The following is a 14,854-nucleotide window of genomic DNA, read 5'->3' as shown; positions in this document are numbered from 1 at the left end:
CATGGCATTGTCGAACTATTACGACACCACGGCGCGGTATGAGGCGACGACGGCGCCGCTCGAAGGCGACATCAGCTGCGATGTCGCGATCATCGGCGCGGGGATGACGGGATGCTCGGCGGCGCTGCACCTTGCCGAGCGTGGCTATCGCGTCGTCGTGCTCGAAGGCGAGCGCATCGGCTTCGGCGCCTCGGGGCGGAATGGCGGGCAGGTGCTGCCGGGCTTCGCCGCCGATCTCGGCAAGCTCAGGCGGCTTGTCGGCGATAAGGCGGCGAAGGCGCTGTGGGAGATGTCGCTCGAGGCAGTGGACCTCGTGCATGCGCAGATCGCGCGGTTCGCGATCCCGTGCGATCCGCGGCTTGGCTACCTGCATGTCGCGGTGAAGGACCGGCAGGTGGCCGAGCTGGAAGCCTGGCAGCGGGAACTCGAGGAACTCGGGCTGGAGGGATTCCGGTTGCTGCGTGGTGCGGCGCTGCAGGAGCGGCTGCGCAGCCCGCGCTACCGCGCCGGGCTGCTCGACCCGGTGGCGGGCCATATCCATCCGCTGAACTACACGCTCGGCCTGGCCCATGCGGCGATGGCGGCGGGGGCGACGATCCATACGGGCACGCGGGTCGCGTCGATCACGCCGGGGGAGAGTGTGGTGCTGAAGACGGCGGGCGGCAGCGTGCGCGCGGGGCATTTGCTGATCTGCGGCAATGCCTATCTCGGCACGCTGGCGCAGCCGATCGCGGGCTATGTCATGCCGGTCGGCACCTATATCGTCGCGACCGAATCGCGGGCGGATGTGCGCGATCTCATTCCGCATGACGAGGCGGTGGCGGACCTCAATTTCGTGCTCGACTATTTCCGCCGCAGCGCGGACGACCGGATGCTGTTCGGTGGGCGGGTTTCCTATTCGACGCTGCCGCCGCCCAATCTCGGCGCGGCGATGCTGGCGCGGGCGAAGCGGGCCTTTCCGCAGCTCGCGGATGCGCGGGCCGAGCATGTGTGGGGCGGCAATGTCGCGATCACCCGCAACCGGCTGCCGCATTTCGGCCGGCTCGGCCGCAACGTGCTGTTCGCCCAGGGGTTTTCCGGGCATGGCGTGGCGCTGACCGGGCTCGCTGGCCGGCTGATGGCCGAGGCGGTGGCCGGCCGCGCCGAGCGGTTCGATACCTTCACCCGGATTCCGCATGCGCGGTTTTCGGGCGGGCCCTTGCTGCGGATGCCCACCCTGGTGCTGGCGACGAGCTGGTTCCGGCTGCGGGACATGCTTTGACCGGGTTGTCAGGCACAACAACCTGTGGTTGCTATTCGGGATAGACCCGGAGCTGCCGACATGCGCCCTGCCCGCCTTGCGCCCGCGCTGTGCGGCGCCGCCATCCTGCTCGTCGCGATCGCGTGGTGCCGGGGTGGCGAGTATGACGAGTTCTATTCCGTCTTCCTTGTCGCCTCGCACCCGCGGCCGGACTGGCCCGCCCTGCCCTTCAGCGCCGGCGCCGCGCGGGCATTCTATCGCGGCCATGCGGGGTTTGGCGCGATTGCGACGGGCTTGCGGCAAGGCGATGTGCATCCGCCGCTGTATTTCTGGCTGCTGTCGCTCTGGCGCGACGCGATCGGGACCGGGCTGTTCCGGCTGCGGCTGCTCTCGGTCGGCGAGACGCTGGGCGCGCTGGCGCTGCTCGGGCGGATCGCCGTGCGGATGGGTATCGGTCCCTCGCTCGCCATCGGCATAACGACGCTGTTCTACGGCTTCGCCTATACCGGGATCGTGGCGCGGGATTTCGCGCTGGCGACGCTCTGCGCAATGGGGGGGACGCTGCTGGCGATCCGCGCGGCGCGAGGGGGCGATGTCCGCGCCGGGTTTTGCGCCGGCGCGCTGCTGGGTGCCGCGTGTTTCAGCAATTATCTCGCCAGCTTCACCGCGGCTGCGGTGGGTCTGTGGCTGGCCTGGATGACCTGGCGGCGATGGCAAGTGTGGCTGGCGGCGGCGATGGGCGGGGCGGTGTTCCTGCCGGCGGGGCTGTGGTTCTTTCTTGCCCAGGCGGGGTCGCGGCGGGGGCAGTTTCCGCCGTTTCACCTCGCCCCGGCGCTGGGCGCGCTGGCGCGGGATGAAGCCGGCGCGCTGCTCGGCGCGCTGCCCCGCGAGGTGCCGCCCGCCCTCGCCATGCCGGTTGCGGCGGTGCTTGGGGTGGGTCTGGCCGGGTTGGTGTTCCTTGTCCTGCGCGACGGGCGGCGGGCGCTCGGGCGGGAGGATCGGGCGCTGCTGGCGGCGGGGTTCGCCGCGCCGCCGCTCGGCCTGCTGGCGCTGGGGGCGGCGTTCGGCAACCAGCCTTTCGAGATGCGCTATGTGTGGCTTGGCCTGCCCTTTGCCGGGCTGGCGCTGGCGGCCACGCTGCGGGATCGGCCGCGGGTGCTGGCGGTGCTGCTGGCGGTCGGGGCGGCGTCGGTCGCGGGGCTCGCGCTTTCGCCGGCGACGATGCAGCCGGCCGGGCGCACGGCGCGGGCGGCGGCGCGTCTGCCGGCGGGCACGCTGGTCGTTCTGCCGTTCGGCAATGACGGGGTGGGCGTGCCGGGCCCGTTCGTGGCGGCGGCGCCGGCGGCGATGCGGATTCTGGTGGCGCGGACGGCAGGGCCGGCGGTGCTGGCGGCTTCCCTGCCTTATCCGCGCATCGCTATAGCACGGATCGAGGCGGATGGGGCGAGCCGCGCGCTGGTGCCGCGTCTCGATGCCCTGTTCAAGGCCGCGCCCTGCTGGCACTCTGTCCCGGCGGGACCGCTGCTTGCGGTATTCGCCAACACATGCCGGGAGCGCAGATGAGCGGATTTTTCGAAGGGTTCAGCGAGACGACGGCCGATCTCGGCGACGGGCGGCAGTTCCGGCTGCGCAGTGGCGGCAGCGGACCGCCGCTGGTGATGCTGCACGGCATGCCGCAGACCCATTGCATGTGGCATCGGATCGCTCCCGCGCTAGCCTCGCGCTTCACCGTGATCTGCCCGGACATCACAGGCTATGGGCTGAGCTACAAGCCGGCCGCGAGCGAGGACCACGAAGCCTATTCCAAGCGGCGCATGGCGCGAGACATCGTCGACCTCGCCGCGCATCTCGGGATCGGCCGCTTCGCGCTGGTCGGCCATGATCGCGGGGCGCGGGTGTCGCACCGGCTGGCCCTCGATCATCCCGAGCGGATCTCGCGCTTGGCACTGCTCGACATCATTCCCACGATCGAGCATTTCGAGCGCACCGACATGCGCTTCGCCATGGGCTATTATCACTGGTTCTTCCTCGCCCAGCCGGCGCCGCTGCCGGAAGACCTGATCAACCGCGACGCCGGATACTGGCTGCTGTCGCAGACCGCCCGGCACAAGACCGCGAAGGCGGTGTTCGACGAGACCGCGATGGCGGATTACCGGCGGGCGATGGCCGACCCGGCGACGGTGACGGCGATCTGCGAGGATTATCGCGCGGCGGCGGCGATCGACCTCGACCATGACCGCGAGAGCCGCGCGCGGCGGGAGCGGATCACGCCCCCCTTGCAGGTGCTGTGGGGGTCGCGCGGGCTGGTCGGCGCGCTCTACGATCCGCTTGAGATCTGGCAGGGGTATGCGTCCGGCCCGGTCGGGGGGCAGGCCATCGAGTCCGGCCATTTCCTCGCGGAGGAAGCCCCGGGGGCGACGCTGGCCGCACTCCAGGGATTTCTGGTGGACGGATAGAAGATCACCCGATCAGATGCAGTCATCTGATCGGATAAAGATTCTCTGTTTAGCAATATGATAGAGCACGATATCCGATCCGGAAGGATCGGAACGTGCTCTATGGCGCCGCCTGCCAGAAGGGACCGGGTCAGGCGGTCAGCGCCGCCGGTTCCTTGCGCTCGCGCTTGACGATGAGCTTGTTGAGCGCGTGGACATAGGCGCGGGCGGCGGCGACGATGGTGTCGGTATCCGATCCCTGGCCGTCGACGCTCTTGCCGCCTTCCTCGAGGCGGACGCCGCATTTCGCCTGCGCATCGGTGCCCTCGGTGACGGCGCCGACGGTGAAGAGCTTCAGCTCCGCCTCATGCGGGCAGATCGCGCGGATGGCGTTGAACGTGGCATCGACCGGACCGTCGCCATGCGATTCGTGCACCTTCATCTCGCCATCGACCTCGAGTTCGAGCCGCGCGCGGGGCTTCGCCTTCGAACCGGCCCAGACTTCCAGCGCGACGAAGCGGATGCGGCTCTGGTCGCGCAGCACGGTTTCGTCGAACAGGGCGGCGATGTCCTCGTCGTAGACCAGCTTCTTGCGATCGGCGAGGTCCTTGAAGCGGCGGAAGGCGTCGTTCAGCGCGTTGTCGCCAACCTCGCCATAGCCGAGGGCGCGCAGCTTGTCGCGGAAGGCGGCGCGGCCGGAATGCTTGCCGAGCACGAGGCTGGTCTTCTGCCAGCCCACCGATTCGGGCGTCATGATCTCGTAGGTCGCGGCGTTCTTGAGCACGCCATCCTGGTGGATGCCGCTTTCATGCGCGAAGGCGTTGCGCCCGACGATCGCCTTGTTGGGCTGCACGTCGAACCCGGTGATGGTGGCGAGCAGCTTTGAGGTGCGCAGGATGCGCGGCGTGTCGATATTGTTGCGGTAGGGCACGGCATCGGGCCGGGTACGGATCGCCATCACGATCTCTTCCAGCGCGGCATTGCCTGCGCGCTCGCCGATGCCGTTGATCGTGCATTCGATCTGCCGCGCGCCAGCCTTGATCGCGGCGATGGTGTTGGCGACGGCGAGGCCGAGATCGTTGTGGTTATGGGTCGAGAAGATCACCGCATCGGCGCCGGGGACGCGCTCGCGCAGCATGGTGAAGATCCGCGCGATGTCTTCCGGCACGGCGTAGCCGACCGTATCGGGGATGTTGATCGTCGTGGCACCGGAGCGGATCGCCGCCTCGACGCAGCGGCAGAGGAAATCGGGCTCGGTGCGACTGCCATCCTCGGCCGACCATTCGACGTCGTCGGTATAGTCGCGGGCGAGGGTGACGGAGCGGACCACCGCCTCCAGCACCGCCTCGGGCTCCATTCGCAGCTTGTATTTCATGTGCAGCGGCGAGGTGGAGATGAAGGTGTGGATGCGCTTGCGCTCGGCCGGTTTCACCGCCTCGCCGGCGCGGACGATGTCGTCGCGGCCCGAACGGGCGAGGCCGGCGATGACCGGCCCCTTGATGGTCTCGGCGATGCGGCGCACGCTTTCGAAATCGCCCTGGCTCGCGATCGGGAAGCCGGCCTCGATGACGTCGACGCCGAGTTCGGCCAGGGCTTCGGCCATGCGCAGCTTCTCGTCGAGATTCATCGAGAAACCGGGCGACTGCTCGCCATCGCGCAGCGTGGTGTCGAAGATGAACACGCGATCGTCTTGGATCGCGCCGAAATTCGGGTGATGGATCGTCATGGAATGCACTCGCTCTGCTGGGGAACCGGTGGGTCGCTTCGTCTGTCTCCCCTGTGCGCGCCGGTTTTCAGCCGGGTGTTACGCCCAGGGGTCGATAAGTCGAAGCGCGAGCGGAAGGCCCCGCAGCACAATGGCGGCGCGGCGCAGGAAAAGCGCGGAACGGAATCCCGTCTGGCTCATGCGATCGTAGGTAACATGGCGACTTCGCCGCGCGCAAGGTTTTGCTGCCGCGCGCCCCGCTCAGAGGCCGAGGACGATGACGCTTTCCAGATGGTCGGAGCCGGGGAACTGGTCGATCGGGGTGGACGCGAGCAGGCGGTAGCCGGCGCGGGCGAAGGCTGAAGCCTCGCGCGCGAGGGCCTCGGGGTTGCAGCTGACATAGACGATCCGGCGGAGCTTCGCCTCGACCAGCGGGGCGATCTGCGGGCCGGCGCCATCGAAGGGCGGGTCGAGCACGACGCAGGCAGCGCCGGCAAGTTCCTTTGCGGTGACGGGGCGGCGGGCGAGGTCGCGCCGCTCGGTGTCGATCCGGCCGGCCAGGCCGCCGGTCCGCGCCGCTTCATCGAGCGCGGCGACCGCAGGGGCGCTGCCTTCGACCGCATGCACCCTGGCATGGGCGGCGAGCGCGCCGGTGAGGGTGCCGATTCCGGCGTAGAGCTCGACGATGCGCGACTTGCGGGTGAGCTTCGGCGGCAAGCCGGCGAGCACGGCGGCGCGGATTGCGGCCTCGCCCTCGAAGCTCGGTTGCAGGAAGGCTGCGGGCGGCGGGACGACGACGAGGCCGGCGCAGTCGAGCGTGGGCGGGCGGCGGATCAGCACCGGCTCGGCGCCGAGGCTGATCCGCGGCAGGTCGTGTTCCTGCGCGAAGGCGACCAGCCGCGCGCGGTCGGCGGCGGTGGCCTCGCCATCGAGTGCAACCGACACGTCGACGCCGGCATCGAGCAGGTTGACCCTGAGATCGGCGCTCTTGCGCAGCCCCTGCAACCGGGCGAGCAGCGCGCGGAGCGGGACGATCAGCGCTTCGAGCTCGGGCCGGAGCAGCGGACATTCGGCGATGTCGACCACGTTGCGCGAGCGGGCCTCGTGAAAGCCGAGCCGGACCGCGCCGGCGACGCGGGCGACGGCGAAATCCGCCCGGCGGCGGGAGCCCATCGGGATCGAGATTATCGGTGCGATCTCGGGGCTAGCGAATCCGGCCCGCGCGAGGGCGGCGGCGAGGCGGGCGCGCTTGGACGCGGCCAAGGCTGCGGGGGCGACATCCTGCGCGCTGCACCCGCCGCAAACGCCGAAATGCCGGCAGAGCGGGACCGTCATGGCCGATTCGCTCATCGGCTCACGCGCCGTCCCGCGCTTCGATGATCACATGGGCATAGGCGTAGGGCGGCTCGTCGGTCAGGGAGACATGGACGAAGGCGGTGCGGCCGGGCGGGGTCAGTGCGGCGAGGCGTTCGGCGGCGGCGCCGGTCAGCTGCATGGTGGGCTGGCCGCTCGGCAGGTTGACCACGCCGAGATCGGACATGAAGACGCCGCGGCTGAAGCCGGTGCCGAGCGCCTTGGCGCAGGCTTCCTTGGCGGCGAAGCGCTTGGCGAGGGTCGCGGCGAACTGCGCCGGGCGCCGGGCGGCGCGGCGGCGCTCGGTTTCGGTGAAGACGCGCTGGATGAACCGCTCGCCGAAGCGTTCGAGCGTGCGCTCGACGCGGCGGATGTCACAGAGGTCGGAGCCGATGCCGATGATCATGCGAGCGTCATAGCCATTGAGAGCGGCAGCGCCAACCCGGCGGGGTCAGGTGCGGGCGCGATCGACCTGGGCGATGCCGCCGGCGGCGCGCAGCCCGGCGATCACCTGGGACAGATGCCGCAGGTCGCGCACCTCCACATCCATCAGGCATTCGAAGAAATCCTGCTGGCGGTGGACGATCTTGAGATTGGCGATGGCGCCGTCCTGCTTGGCGACGGCGTTGGCGATGTTGGCGAGGGTCGCCGGGGCATTGGCCGCGATGACGCTGATGCGCCCGGTGAAGGGACGCTCGCGGCCGGCGCCGTCGCGCGCACCGTCGCGGCCATGGGCGATCTGGGCATAGTCCCAGTCGACATCGATGAACCGCTCGGGCGTGGTGGCGAAGGTTTCGAGGGTGAGGCAGTCGCGGGTGTGGATGGTCACACCCTTGCCGGTGGCGATGATGCCAACGATCTTGTCGCCCGGCAGCGGATGGCAGCAGCCGGCATAATGCACCTCCATGCCGGAGATCAGCCCGGTGATCGGCAGGCCGGTGCCGCGCGCGGGCGGGCGCGGGGCGCGGGCGAGCAGGCCGGGCACCATGCGCGGCGCGCGGCTTTCGCGCAGTTCCGGATAGGCGGCGTGAACCACGTCCTTCGCGGCGAGATTGCCGGTGCCGACGGCGACGTAGAGATCGTCGAGGCTGGCCTGTTTCAGCCCCTTCAGCGCGGCGTCCAGCACCTTTTCCGAACCATCGACGCCATCCTGACGGAACGCCTTGGCGAGCGCGGCCTTGCCCTGGTCGCGGTTCTGCTCGCGCAGCTGGCTGGCGATGAAGCGGCGGACGCGGGCGCGCGCCTTGCCGGTGACGACGAAGCGTTCCCACGAGGGCGAGGGCGTGCCGCCGCGGGCGGTGAGGATTTCCACCTGGTCGCCATTCTGCAACTCGTAGCGCAGCGGCATCAGCCGGCCGTTGATCCGGGCGCCGACACAGGTATCGCCGATCTGCGAGTGGACCGCATAGGCGAAATCGACCGCCGTGGCGCCGCGGGGGAGCTGGATGAGCTGACCCTTGGGGGTGAAGCAGAAGACCTGGTCCTGGTAGAGTTCGAGCTTGGTGTTTTCGAGGAATTCGTCGGGGGCGGACGAGTTTTCGAGGATTTCGAGCAGGTCCTGCACCCAGCGGAACTGCCTGACATCGGACGGCGAGGCATCGCCCTGCTTGTAGAGCCAGTGCGCGGCAACACCGTTTTCGGCGATGGCGTGCATCTCGGGCGTGCGGATCTGCACCTCGATCTTCTGGTTGCGCGGATGGCGCAGCGTCACCCCGGTGTGGAGCGACTGGTACATGTTGGCCTTGGGGGTCGAGATATAGTCCTTGAAGCGGCCGGCGATGACCGGGAAGGCGGCGTGGATGGCGCCAAGTGCTATGTAGCATTGCTCGCGGGTGGGCACGAGAATGCGGAACGCCATGATGTCCGACAACTGCTCGAAGGCGACGTTGCGGCGCTGCATCTTTTCCCAGATCGAGTAGATCGACTTCTCGCGGCCGGAAATATCGACCACCTCGACCCCGGCATCGCCGAGGATGCGGCCGAGTTCGCCGCGCACCTCGTCGATCACGTCGGCACCCTGGCCGCGCAGGAAGTTCAGCCGCGCCTTGATCGAATCGGCGGCCTCGGGATCGAGCACGGCGAAGGCGCGGTTCTGCAGCTCGACCTTGACGCGGTCCATGCCGATGCGCTCGGCCAGCGGCGCGTAGATCTCCATCGTCTCGCGGGCGATTCGCGCGCGGCGCTCGGGCGCGCGGACGAAATCGATGGTGCGCATGTTGTGCAGCCGGTCGGCCAGCTTGACGAGCAGGACGCGGATGTCCTTGCTCATTGCCAGCACGAGCTTGCGGAAATTTTCGGCCTGCTTGGTGCGGTCGGACTGGAGTTCGAGGCGGGTCAGCTTGGTGACGCCATCGACCAGGCCGGCGATTTCCGGGCCGAAGCGGCCGGACAGGGTCGGCAGGGTGACGCCGGTATCCTCGATCACGTCATGCAGCAGGGCGGTGGCGATGCTGCTGGCGTCGAGCCGGTAATCGGCGAGGATTCCGGCGACTTCAAGCGGGTGGGAAATGTAGGGATCGCCGTTTTCGCGGGTCTGGCCGGCATGGGCGGCCTCGGCGACGCCGTAAGCATCGTCGATCAGGGCGGCGTCGATCCGCGGATCGTACGCGGCGATCCGGCTGATCAGCGGGGTGAGCGCCTCATGGGTGACGGTGATGCCGGAAAGCCCCTCGGGCGCGCGGGAGGGTTGGTTCAATGCCAGCCCATCGCGCGGCGCGCCCACCGGTTCAAGGTCCGGTCAGCGGCGCGGACGGCCGCCGCCGAGCTCGGCCTCGATCGCCGCGGCGATGTCCTCGGAGGTCATTTCCTCGGATTCCGCGGCCATCGCGGCGGCTTCCTCCTCGGCGGAGACGTCCTGCAGGCCGAAAATGTTCTGGTCGGTCGGGATCAGGTCCTGCACCTCCTCATCGGCCGGCTCAGGGTCGGGGACGCGGGAGAGCGACTTGACCAGATCCTGCTCAAGCTCGCCGAAGACCACGGTGGAATCGGCGATTTCGCGGAGGGCGACGACGGGGTTCTTGTCGTTGTCGCGGTCGATCGTGATGGTGGCGCCGCGGGCGAGGTTGCGGGCGCGCTGGGCCGCGAGCAGCACGAGCTCGAACCGGTTGGGGATCTGTTCGATGCAGTCTTCGACGGTGACGCGGGCCATGGCAACACTCCAGCCGGGCGCACAAGGGCGCCGTGAACAACCTGATTGGGAAAAATAGCAACTTAGCGCCCGGCGCGCAAGCGAACCGGTGCGTTCCTGCTACCAGCGCGAAATGCCGCGCATTTCCTCCGCCGGGAGTGCTGCAAGCAGCTCTGCTGCCGACGACTTAACCACAGGATGCACCCAATCGGGGGCGACATCAAGTAACGGCCGCAAGACGAAACCCCGCAAATGGGCGCGCGGATGCGGCAGAATGGGCGGGACCGCATTGCGTACGATACCGTTGACGTCGATGAGGTCCAGATCGAGTGTTCGCGCGGCGTTAAGGACGCTGCGGGTGCGGCCGAACGCGTCCTCGATCCGGTGCAGGGCGGCGAGCAGGTCGGCCGGATCGGGTGTGCCGGAGAACCGGGCGACACCGTTGCAATAGTCCGGCTGCGATGGATCGGGCGGCACCGGCGAAGTTCGATACCAACCCGAAGCCGCATCGAAACAAATATTTGGAATTTTTACGACGTCTTCCAAGGCACGAAAACATGTGTCATACGGTGAGACACTCTCTGCGAAAGACAGGTTTGCACCGAGCGCGACCAGAATCATGAATGCTACTCTTGCTTGCGTGACATATCGGCGCAACCGTGATAGCCGAACCTGTTTTAAGCAACATGTTTGACCGAACTATATTATCCCTGAAAGGCTTTTTCTGATGCGCCTGTTACCACAAGAAAAAACGGCTTTGTTCATCGATGGCGCAAATCTGTATGCAGCGTCTCGTGCCCTGGGTTTCGACGTGGATTACAGGAGACTTCTTGAATTTTTCGACAAGTCGCACCTGATCCGGGCGCATTATTACTCTGCCCTGCTGGAGACCGAGGAATATTCGCCGCTGAAGCCCCTCACCGACTGGCTTGCCTATAACGGATATACCCTGGTCACCAAGCCGGCCAAGGAATTCACCGATGGCGCCGGGCGGCGCCGGGTGAAGGGCAACATGGATATCGAACTCGCGATCGACATGCTCGAAATCGCGCCGCATATCGATCATGCCGTGCTGTTCTCGGGCGATTCCGATTTCCGCCGGCTCGTCGAGGCGGTGCAGCGGCGGGGCGTGCGCGTGTCGGTCATCTCGACCATCAAGACCAGCCCGCCGATGATTGCCGACGAGTTGCGCCGGCAGGCGGACCAGTTCGTCGATCTTGCCGATATCGCACCCGAGTTTACCCGCCGGCAGACCGAGCCGAAGCAGCGCACGCAGCGCGCCGAGGCGACCCAGGACTGAGCCCTTCGGGGACCGAGCCGCCGATGCCAGCGGAGCCGCCGCGCGACTGCCAGCTTTGCCCGCGCCTTGCGGAATTTCGCGCGGCGAACGGCACGGCGTTTCCCCTCTGGTTCAATGCGCCGGTGCCGGGCTTCGGCCCGCGCGAGGCGCGGCTGCTGGTCGTCGGGCTGGCGCCCGGGCTGCGCGGCGCCAACCGCACCGGCCGGCCCTTCACCGGCGATTTCGCCGGCAAGCTGCTCTATGGCACGTTGCTGAAATTCGGCCTCGCCAGCGGTGTTTATGCCGAGCGCGCGGATGACGGGCTGGAGTTGCAGGATTGCCGGATCGTCAATGCGGTGCGCTGCGTGCCACCGGAAAACCGGCCGCTGCCGTCCGAGATTTCCGCCTGCAACCCGTTCCTGAAAGACGAGATCGCGGCGATGACGCGGCTGCGCGGCATACTCGCGCTCGGCGGCGTCGCGCACCAGGCGACGCTGCGCGCCTTCGGGCTGCGGGCGAGCCATGCGCGGTTCGGCCATGGCGCGATGATCGAGCTGCCGGGCGGCATCGCGCTCGCGGACAGTTTCCACGTCTCCCGCCTCAACACCAATACCGGCCGGCTGACCGCGGCGATGTTCGAATCGGTGGTCGGCACCCTGCTCGCGCGGATCGCCGGCTGATTTCCGCGCCCTTTGGCGAAACCGCCGGCGCGGGATAGAGAGACCGCATGGAGTCCGCGCATCCCCCTGCCCCGCAAGCCGCGCCATCGCTGGTGACGGCGCATGGCAGGGCGGCGTTGCTCGATCCCGATGGCGAGTTGCGGCTGCTCACCGCCGCGCAGGCGCAGGCAGCGCTGCGCGACCTGCCGCCGCCCCTCGTGGTGCATGGCCCGGCGACGCTGCGGCGGCTCGACCTGTCGATCCCGGTGTTCGACCTGCTCGACCTGTTCGCCTTCGTGCTGCCGGCGGTGACGGCGGCGCCGACCCCGTCGGGCCTTGCCCGCGCCCTCGATTTCGATCCGCCGGCCACGATCGAGGCGGCGGCTGCATTGCTGCCGGACATCGCCACCGCCTTGCTCGGCCGGCTCGGCCAGGGGGCGGCGCTGCCGATGAACCGGCGGGCCGCGGGGCTTGCGGCGCTGATGGGAGACGCCGGCTGGCCCTGGGCGAAGCCGGTGGCGGCGGCGCTGGGCGAGCCCGCCGCACGGCCCGACCGCGCGGCGCTGCGACTCGGCGTGATCCTGCCCGAATGGGAGGAGGAGGCGCCGCGGCCGCCACCCTCGGCCTATGCTGTGCCGCCGGACGCGGCGCGCGCGCGGCTGGCCGAGTTGCGCGGCGGCGCGGCGGAAGCGCGACCGGCGCAATCGGATTACGCCTCGGCCTCGACCGCCGCCTTTGCGCCGCCGGAAGCCGAGGGCGCGCCGCATTGCGTGCTGGCCGAAGCCGGCACCGGGACCGGCAAGACGCTCGGCTACCTCGCCCCGGCCTCGCTCTGGGCCGAGCGCAACCAGGGCAGCGTGTGGATCTCGACCTATACGCGGCACTTGCAGCGGCAGATCGAGCAGGAGACCGCGCGGCTGGAGAGCAATGCCGCGCGACGCCGGCAGCGCGTCGTGCTGCGCAAGGGGCGGGAGAACTATCTCTGCCTGCTGAATTTCGAGGACGCGACCGCCGGGGCGCGGGGGGGCAATCTTGTCGGCCTCGGGCTGGTCGCGCGCTGGGCGCTGGCCTCGGGCGACCATGACATCGCCGGCGGCGACCTGCCGGGCTGGTTCGCCGAGCTGTTCGGCACCGGGCTGCTCGCGCAGATCGCCGACCGGCGCGGCGAGTGCATCCATTCGGCCTGCGCGCACTGGAAGCGCTGCACGATCGAGCATGTGATCCGCCGCGCCCGCGGCGCCGATCTCGTGATCGCCAACCATGCGCTGGTGATGGCGCAGGCGGTCTGGGGCGGGCTCGATGATGCGAGCGTGCCGACGCGCTATGTGTTCGACGAGGGACATCATTTGTTCGACGCCGCCGATTCCGCCTTCGCGGCCGAGCTTTCCGGCGCCAGCATGGCGGAGTTGCGCCGGTGGCTGCTCGGCGCCGAGGGCGGGCGGTCGCGCGCGCGGGGGCTGGCGCGGCGGCTGGAGGATCTGGTCGGCGCGGATTCGCAGCTCGCTCCGCCGCTGGAGGCGATGCGGGCGGCGGCGCGGGTGCTGCCTGGCGGGGCGGCGCTGACGCGGCTTGCCGACCCGGCGGCCACGCTCGACGAGATCGGCCCCGGCGCGGCCGAGGCCTTTCTCGCCGCCCTCGCCGCCCAGGCCCGCGCCCGCGCCACCCCGGCCGAGCGCGACGCCGCACTGGATATCGAGGCGGATCTCTACCCGGCCGAGCCGGAGCTTGCCGCCGCCGCCGCCGATCTCGGGCGGGATCTCGCCCGGCTCGAAACGCCGCTCGCGTCGCTGCGCGCACGGCTCGCGGCGCGGCTGGACGAGGAGGCCGGCACCATCGAGAGCGCCGAACGGCAGCGAATCGAGGCGGCGATCCGCGGCCTCACGCGCCGCGCGCTCGATCCGGTGGCGAGCTGGCGGCGGATGCTCGCCGCCGTCACCGCCGCGCCGCCGGAGCCGGGCGAACGGCCGCGTCACGTGCTGTTCATCCGCCATGGCCGCGACAGCGCCCTGCTGTCGCACCTGCTCGACCCGACCGAGGCATTCGCCGATGCCGTGGCGAGCCGGGCGCACGGGCTGCTGATCACCTCGGCGACGCTGCGCGACCGCACCACCGCCGTCGAGGATGCCGAGCAGGATGCCGAATGGCGGCGGGCCGAGGCGCGCAGCGGCGCCACCCATCTCGCAGCACCGGCGATCCGCGCCGCGTTCGCCTCACCCTTCGACTATCCGGCGCAGACCCGGATTTTTATCGTGCGCGACAATCTCCGCGCCTCGCCCGAGACGCTGGCCGCGGGGTTCCGCGCCCTGTTCCTCGCCTCGGGCGGCGGCGCGCTGGGGCTGTTCACCGCGATCGCGCGGCTGCGCGACGTGCAGGCGCGGATCGCCCCCGCGCTGGATGCGGCCAACATTCCGCTCTTCGCCCAGCATGTCGATGCGATGAACAACGCGACCCTGGTCGAGAGTTTCCGCGCCGAGCGGAATGCCTGCCTGCTCGGCACCGACGCGATGCGCGATGGGGTCGACATTCCGGGCAACGCGCTGCGTCTCGTCGTGTTCGAGCGGACGCCCTGGCCGCGGCCGGACATCCTGCACCGGGTGCGACGCACCCATCTCTCGGACGGCGATCCGCGCGGCTATGACGATGCGATCGTCAGGCTCCGACTGCGGCAGGGATTTGGCCGGCTGATCCGCCGCGCCGATGACCGCGGCGTGTTCGTGCTGCTGGACCGGGCGTTTCCCTCGCGACTCGAGAGCGCGTTTCCGCCCGGCGTTGCCGTAGAGCGCGTGGGGCTGGCCGAGACGGTCGAGGCCGTGCGGCAGTTTTTCGCAGCGTCTTAGAGCACTTTCCGATCCGATTGGATCGGATGTAGTGCTCTATCACATTGATAAACAGAGCATCTTTATCCGATTAGATGATTCCATCGGATCGGAAAGTGCCCTAGGGTTTGTGGGGATTTTGGATTCCCATTTGGGTGTTGCTGTGATTCAAGCTGTGAATGGAACGATTTGTACTGACGGACGCCCAATGGGCGAGGATGGAACCGCATTGTCTTGGCA

The 14,854-nt window shown here is 69.0% G+C and carries 13 protein-coding genes; 7 read left to right on the top strand and 6 right to left on the bottom strand.

All coding sequences use genetic code 11. The features are described 5' to 3' along the window. Nucleotide 1: 1 nt before the first annotated feature. The 3 genes from B7Z76_RS03455 to B7Z76_RS03445 are packed head-to-tail and all read left to right on the top strand — an operon-like array spanning nucleotide 2 to nucleotide 3,696. Entirely contained in the window at nucleotides 2-1,261 is a 1,260-nt protein-coding gene (locus B7Z76_RS03455; RefSeq protein WP_291342168.1) for an FAD-binding oxidoreductase, read from the top strand. A gap of 60 nt (nucleotides 1,262-1,321) precedes the next feature. After that, on the top strand, nucleotides 1,322-2,803 hold the full coding sequence (locus B7Z76_RS03450) for a glycosyltransferase family 39 protein (protein WP_174504398.1): 1,482 nt from the start codon (nucleotides 1,322-1,324) through the stop codon (nucleotides 2,801-2,803). After that, complete coding sequence (locus B7Z76_RS03445) at nucleotides 2,800-3,696, top strand: alpha/beta fold hydrolase (protein WP_236656451.1); 897 nt, start codon at nucleotides 2,800-2,802, stop codon at nucleotides 3,694-3,696. Before B7Z76_RS03450 ends, B7Z76_RS03445 begins: the two co-directional genes overlap by 4 nt. Nucleotides 3,697-3,826: 130 nt before the next feature. Here B7Z76_RS03445 and B7Z76_RS03440 read toward each other — a convergent pair whose 3' ends face one another. From B7Z76_RS03440 to folK, 6 genes are all read right to left on the bottom strand, one after another. Then, on the bottom strand, nucleotides 3,827-5,401 hold the full coding sequence (locus tag B7Z76_RS03440) for a 2-isopropylmalate synthase (RefSeq protein ID WP_174504396.1): 1,575 nt from the start codon (nucleotides 5,399-5,401) through the stop codon (nucleotides 3,827-3,829). Nucleotides 5,402-5,641: 240 nt separating this feature from the next. Beyond that, nucleotides 5,642-6,730, bottom strand: coding sequence for a class I SAM-dependent RNA methyltransferase (locus B7Z76_RS03435; RefSeq protein ID WP_291342164.1), 1,089 nt, complete (start codon nucleotides 6,728-6,730; stop codon nucleotides 5,642-5,644). A 4-nt stretch (nucleotides 6,731-6,734) separates the two neighbouring features. Beyond that, nucleotides 6,735-7,139: a holo-ACP synthase gene (gene acpS, locus B7Z76_RS03430; RefSeq protein ID WP_291342163.1), complete on the bottom strand. Its 405-nt coding sequence runs from the start codon at nucleotides 7,137-7,139 to the stop codon at nucleotides 6,735-6,737. A gap of 45 nt (nucleotides 7,140-7,184) precedes the next feature. Then, complete coding sequence (locus tag B7Z76_RS03425) at nucleotides 7,185-9,389, bottom strand: bifunctional (p)ppGpp synthetase/guanosine-3',5'-bis(diphosphate) 3'-pyrophosphohydrolase (RefSeq protein WP_236656538.1); 2,205 nt, start codon at nucleotides 9,387-9,389, stop codon at nucleotides 7,185-7,187. Between the two features lie 81 nt (nucleotides 9,390-9,470). Further along, nucleotides 9,471-9,881 carry a DNA-directed RNA polymerase subunit omega gene (gene rpoZ / locus B7Z76_RS03420; protein ID WP_174504394.1) on the bottom strand — a complete coding sequence of 137 codons (411 nt, stop codon included), beginning with the start codon at nucleotides 9,879-9,881 and terminating at the stop codon, nucleotides 9,471-9,473. A 99-nt stretch (nucleotides 9,882-9,980) separates the two neighbouring features. Then, on the bottom strand, nucleotides 9,981-10,481 hold the full coding sequence (folK, locus tag B7Z76_RS03415; RefSeq protein ID WP_291342160.1) for a 2-amino-4-hydroxy-6-hydroxymethyldihydropteridine diphosphokinase: 501 nt from the start codon (nucleotides 10,479-10,481) through the stop codon (nucleotides 9,981-9,983). 106 nt (nucleotides 10,482-10,587) lie between these two features. Between folK and B7Z76_RS03410 the strand changes: the two genes are divergently transcribed. The 4 genes from B7Z76_RS03410 to B7Z76_RS03395 all read left to right on the top strand — a co-directional run. Beyond that, nucleotides 10,588-11,160: an NYN domain-containing protein gene (locus B7Z76_RS03410; protein WP_174504392.1), complete on the top strand. Its 573-nt coding sequence runs from the start codon at nucleotides 10,588-10,590 to the stop codon at nucleotides 11,158-11,160. A gap of 23 nt (nucleotides 11,161-11,183) precedes the next feature. Beyond that, nucleotides 11,184-11,819, top strand: coding sequence for a uracil-DNA glycosylase (locus B7Z76_RS03405; protein ID WP_291342157.1), 636 nt, complete (start codon nucleotides 11,184-11,186; stop codon nucleotides 11,817-11,819). Nucleotides 11,820-11,866: 47 nt separating this feature from the next. After that, on the top strand, nucleotides 11,867-14,635 hold the full coding sequence (locus tag B7Z76_RS03400; RefSeq protein WP_291342155.1) for a helicase C-terminal domain-containing protein: 2,769 nt from the start codon (nucleotides 11,867-11,869) through the stop codon (nucleotides 14,633-14,635). A 31-nt stretch (nucleotides 14,636-14,666) separates the two neighbouring features. Further along, nucleotides 14,667-14,854, top strand: a 188-nt coding sequence (locus B7Z76_RS03395; RefSeq protein WP_291342153.1) for a hypothetical protein, incomplete at its 3' end; no start/stop codon positions are given.

It is taken from the genome of Acidiphilium sp. 20-67-58 (assembly GCF_002255515.1).
Classification (GTDB): Bacteria; Pseudomonadota; Alphaproteobacteria; order Acetobacterales; family Acetobacteraceae; genus Acidiphilium.
Note: the sequence above shows the minus strand (reverse complement) of the source record. Positions and strands in the feature narration are given on the sequence as shown.

What these genes read in the sequence shown, in the direction of transcription:
- B7Z76_RS03455 (WP_291342168.1), top strand. Translation starts at nt 2, where the DNA reads ATGGCATTGTCGAACTATTACGACACCACGGCGCGGTATGAGGCGACG.
- B7Z76_RS03450 (WP_174504398.1), top strand. Translation starts at nt 1,322, where the DNA reads ATGCGCCCTGCCCGCCTTGCGCCCGCGCTGTGCGGCGCCGCCATCCTG.
- B7Z76_RS03445 (WP_236656451.1), top strand. Translation starts at nt 2,800, where the DNA reads ATGAGCGGATTTTTCGAAGGGTTCAGCGAGACGACGGCCGATCTCGGC.
- B7Z76_RS03440 (WP_174504396.1), bottom strand. Translation starts at nt 5,401, where the DNA reads ATGACGATCCATCACCCGAATTTCGGCGCGATCCAAGACGATCGCGTG.
- B7Z76_RS03435 (WP_291342164.1), bottom strand. Translation starts at nt 6,730, where the DNA reads ATGAGCGAATCGGCCATGACGGTCCCGCTCTGCCGGCATTTCGGCGTT.
- acpS (WP_291342163.1), bottom strand. Translation starts at nt 7,139, where the DNA reads ATGATCATCGGCATCGGCTCCGACCTCTGTGACATCCGCCGCGTCGAG.
- rpoZ (WP_174504394.1), bottom strand. Translation starts at nt 9,881, where the DNA reads ATGGCCCGCGTCACCGTCGAAGACTGCATCGAACAGATCCCCAACCGG.
- folK (WP_291342160.1), bottom strand. Translation starts at nt 10,481, where the DNA reads ATGATTCTGGTCGCGCTCGGTGCAAACCTGTCTTTCGCAGAGAGTGTC.
- B7Z76_RS03410 (WP_174504392.1), top strand. Translation starts at nt 10,588, where the DNA reads ATGCGCCTGTTACCACAAGAAAAAACGGCTTTGTTCATCGATGGCGCA.
- B7Z76_RS03405 (WP_291342157.1), top strand. Translation starts at nt 11,184, where the DNA reads ATGCCAGCGGAGCCGCCGCGCGACTGCCAGCTTTGCCCGCGCCTTGCG.
- B7Z76_RS03400 (WP_291342155.1), top strand. Translation starts at nt 11,867, where the DNA reads ATGGAGTCCGCGCATCCCCCTGCCCCGCAAGCCGCGCCATCGCTGGTG.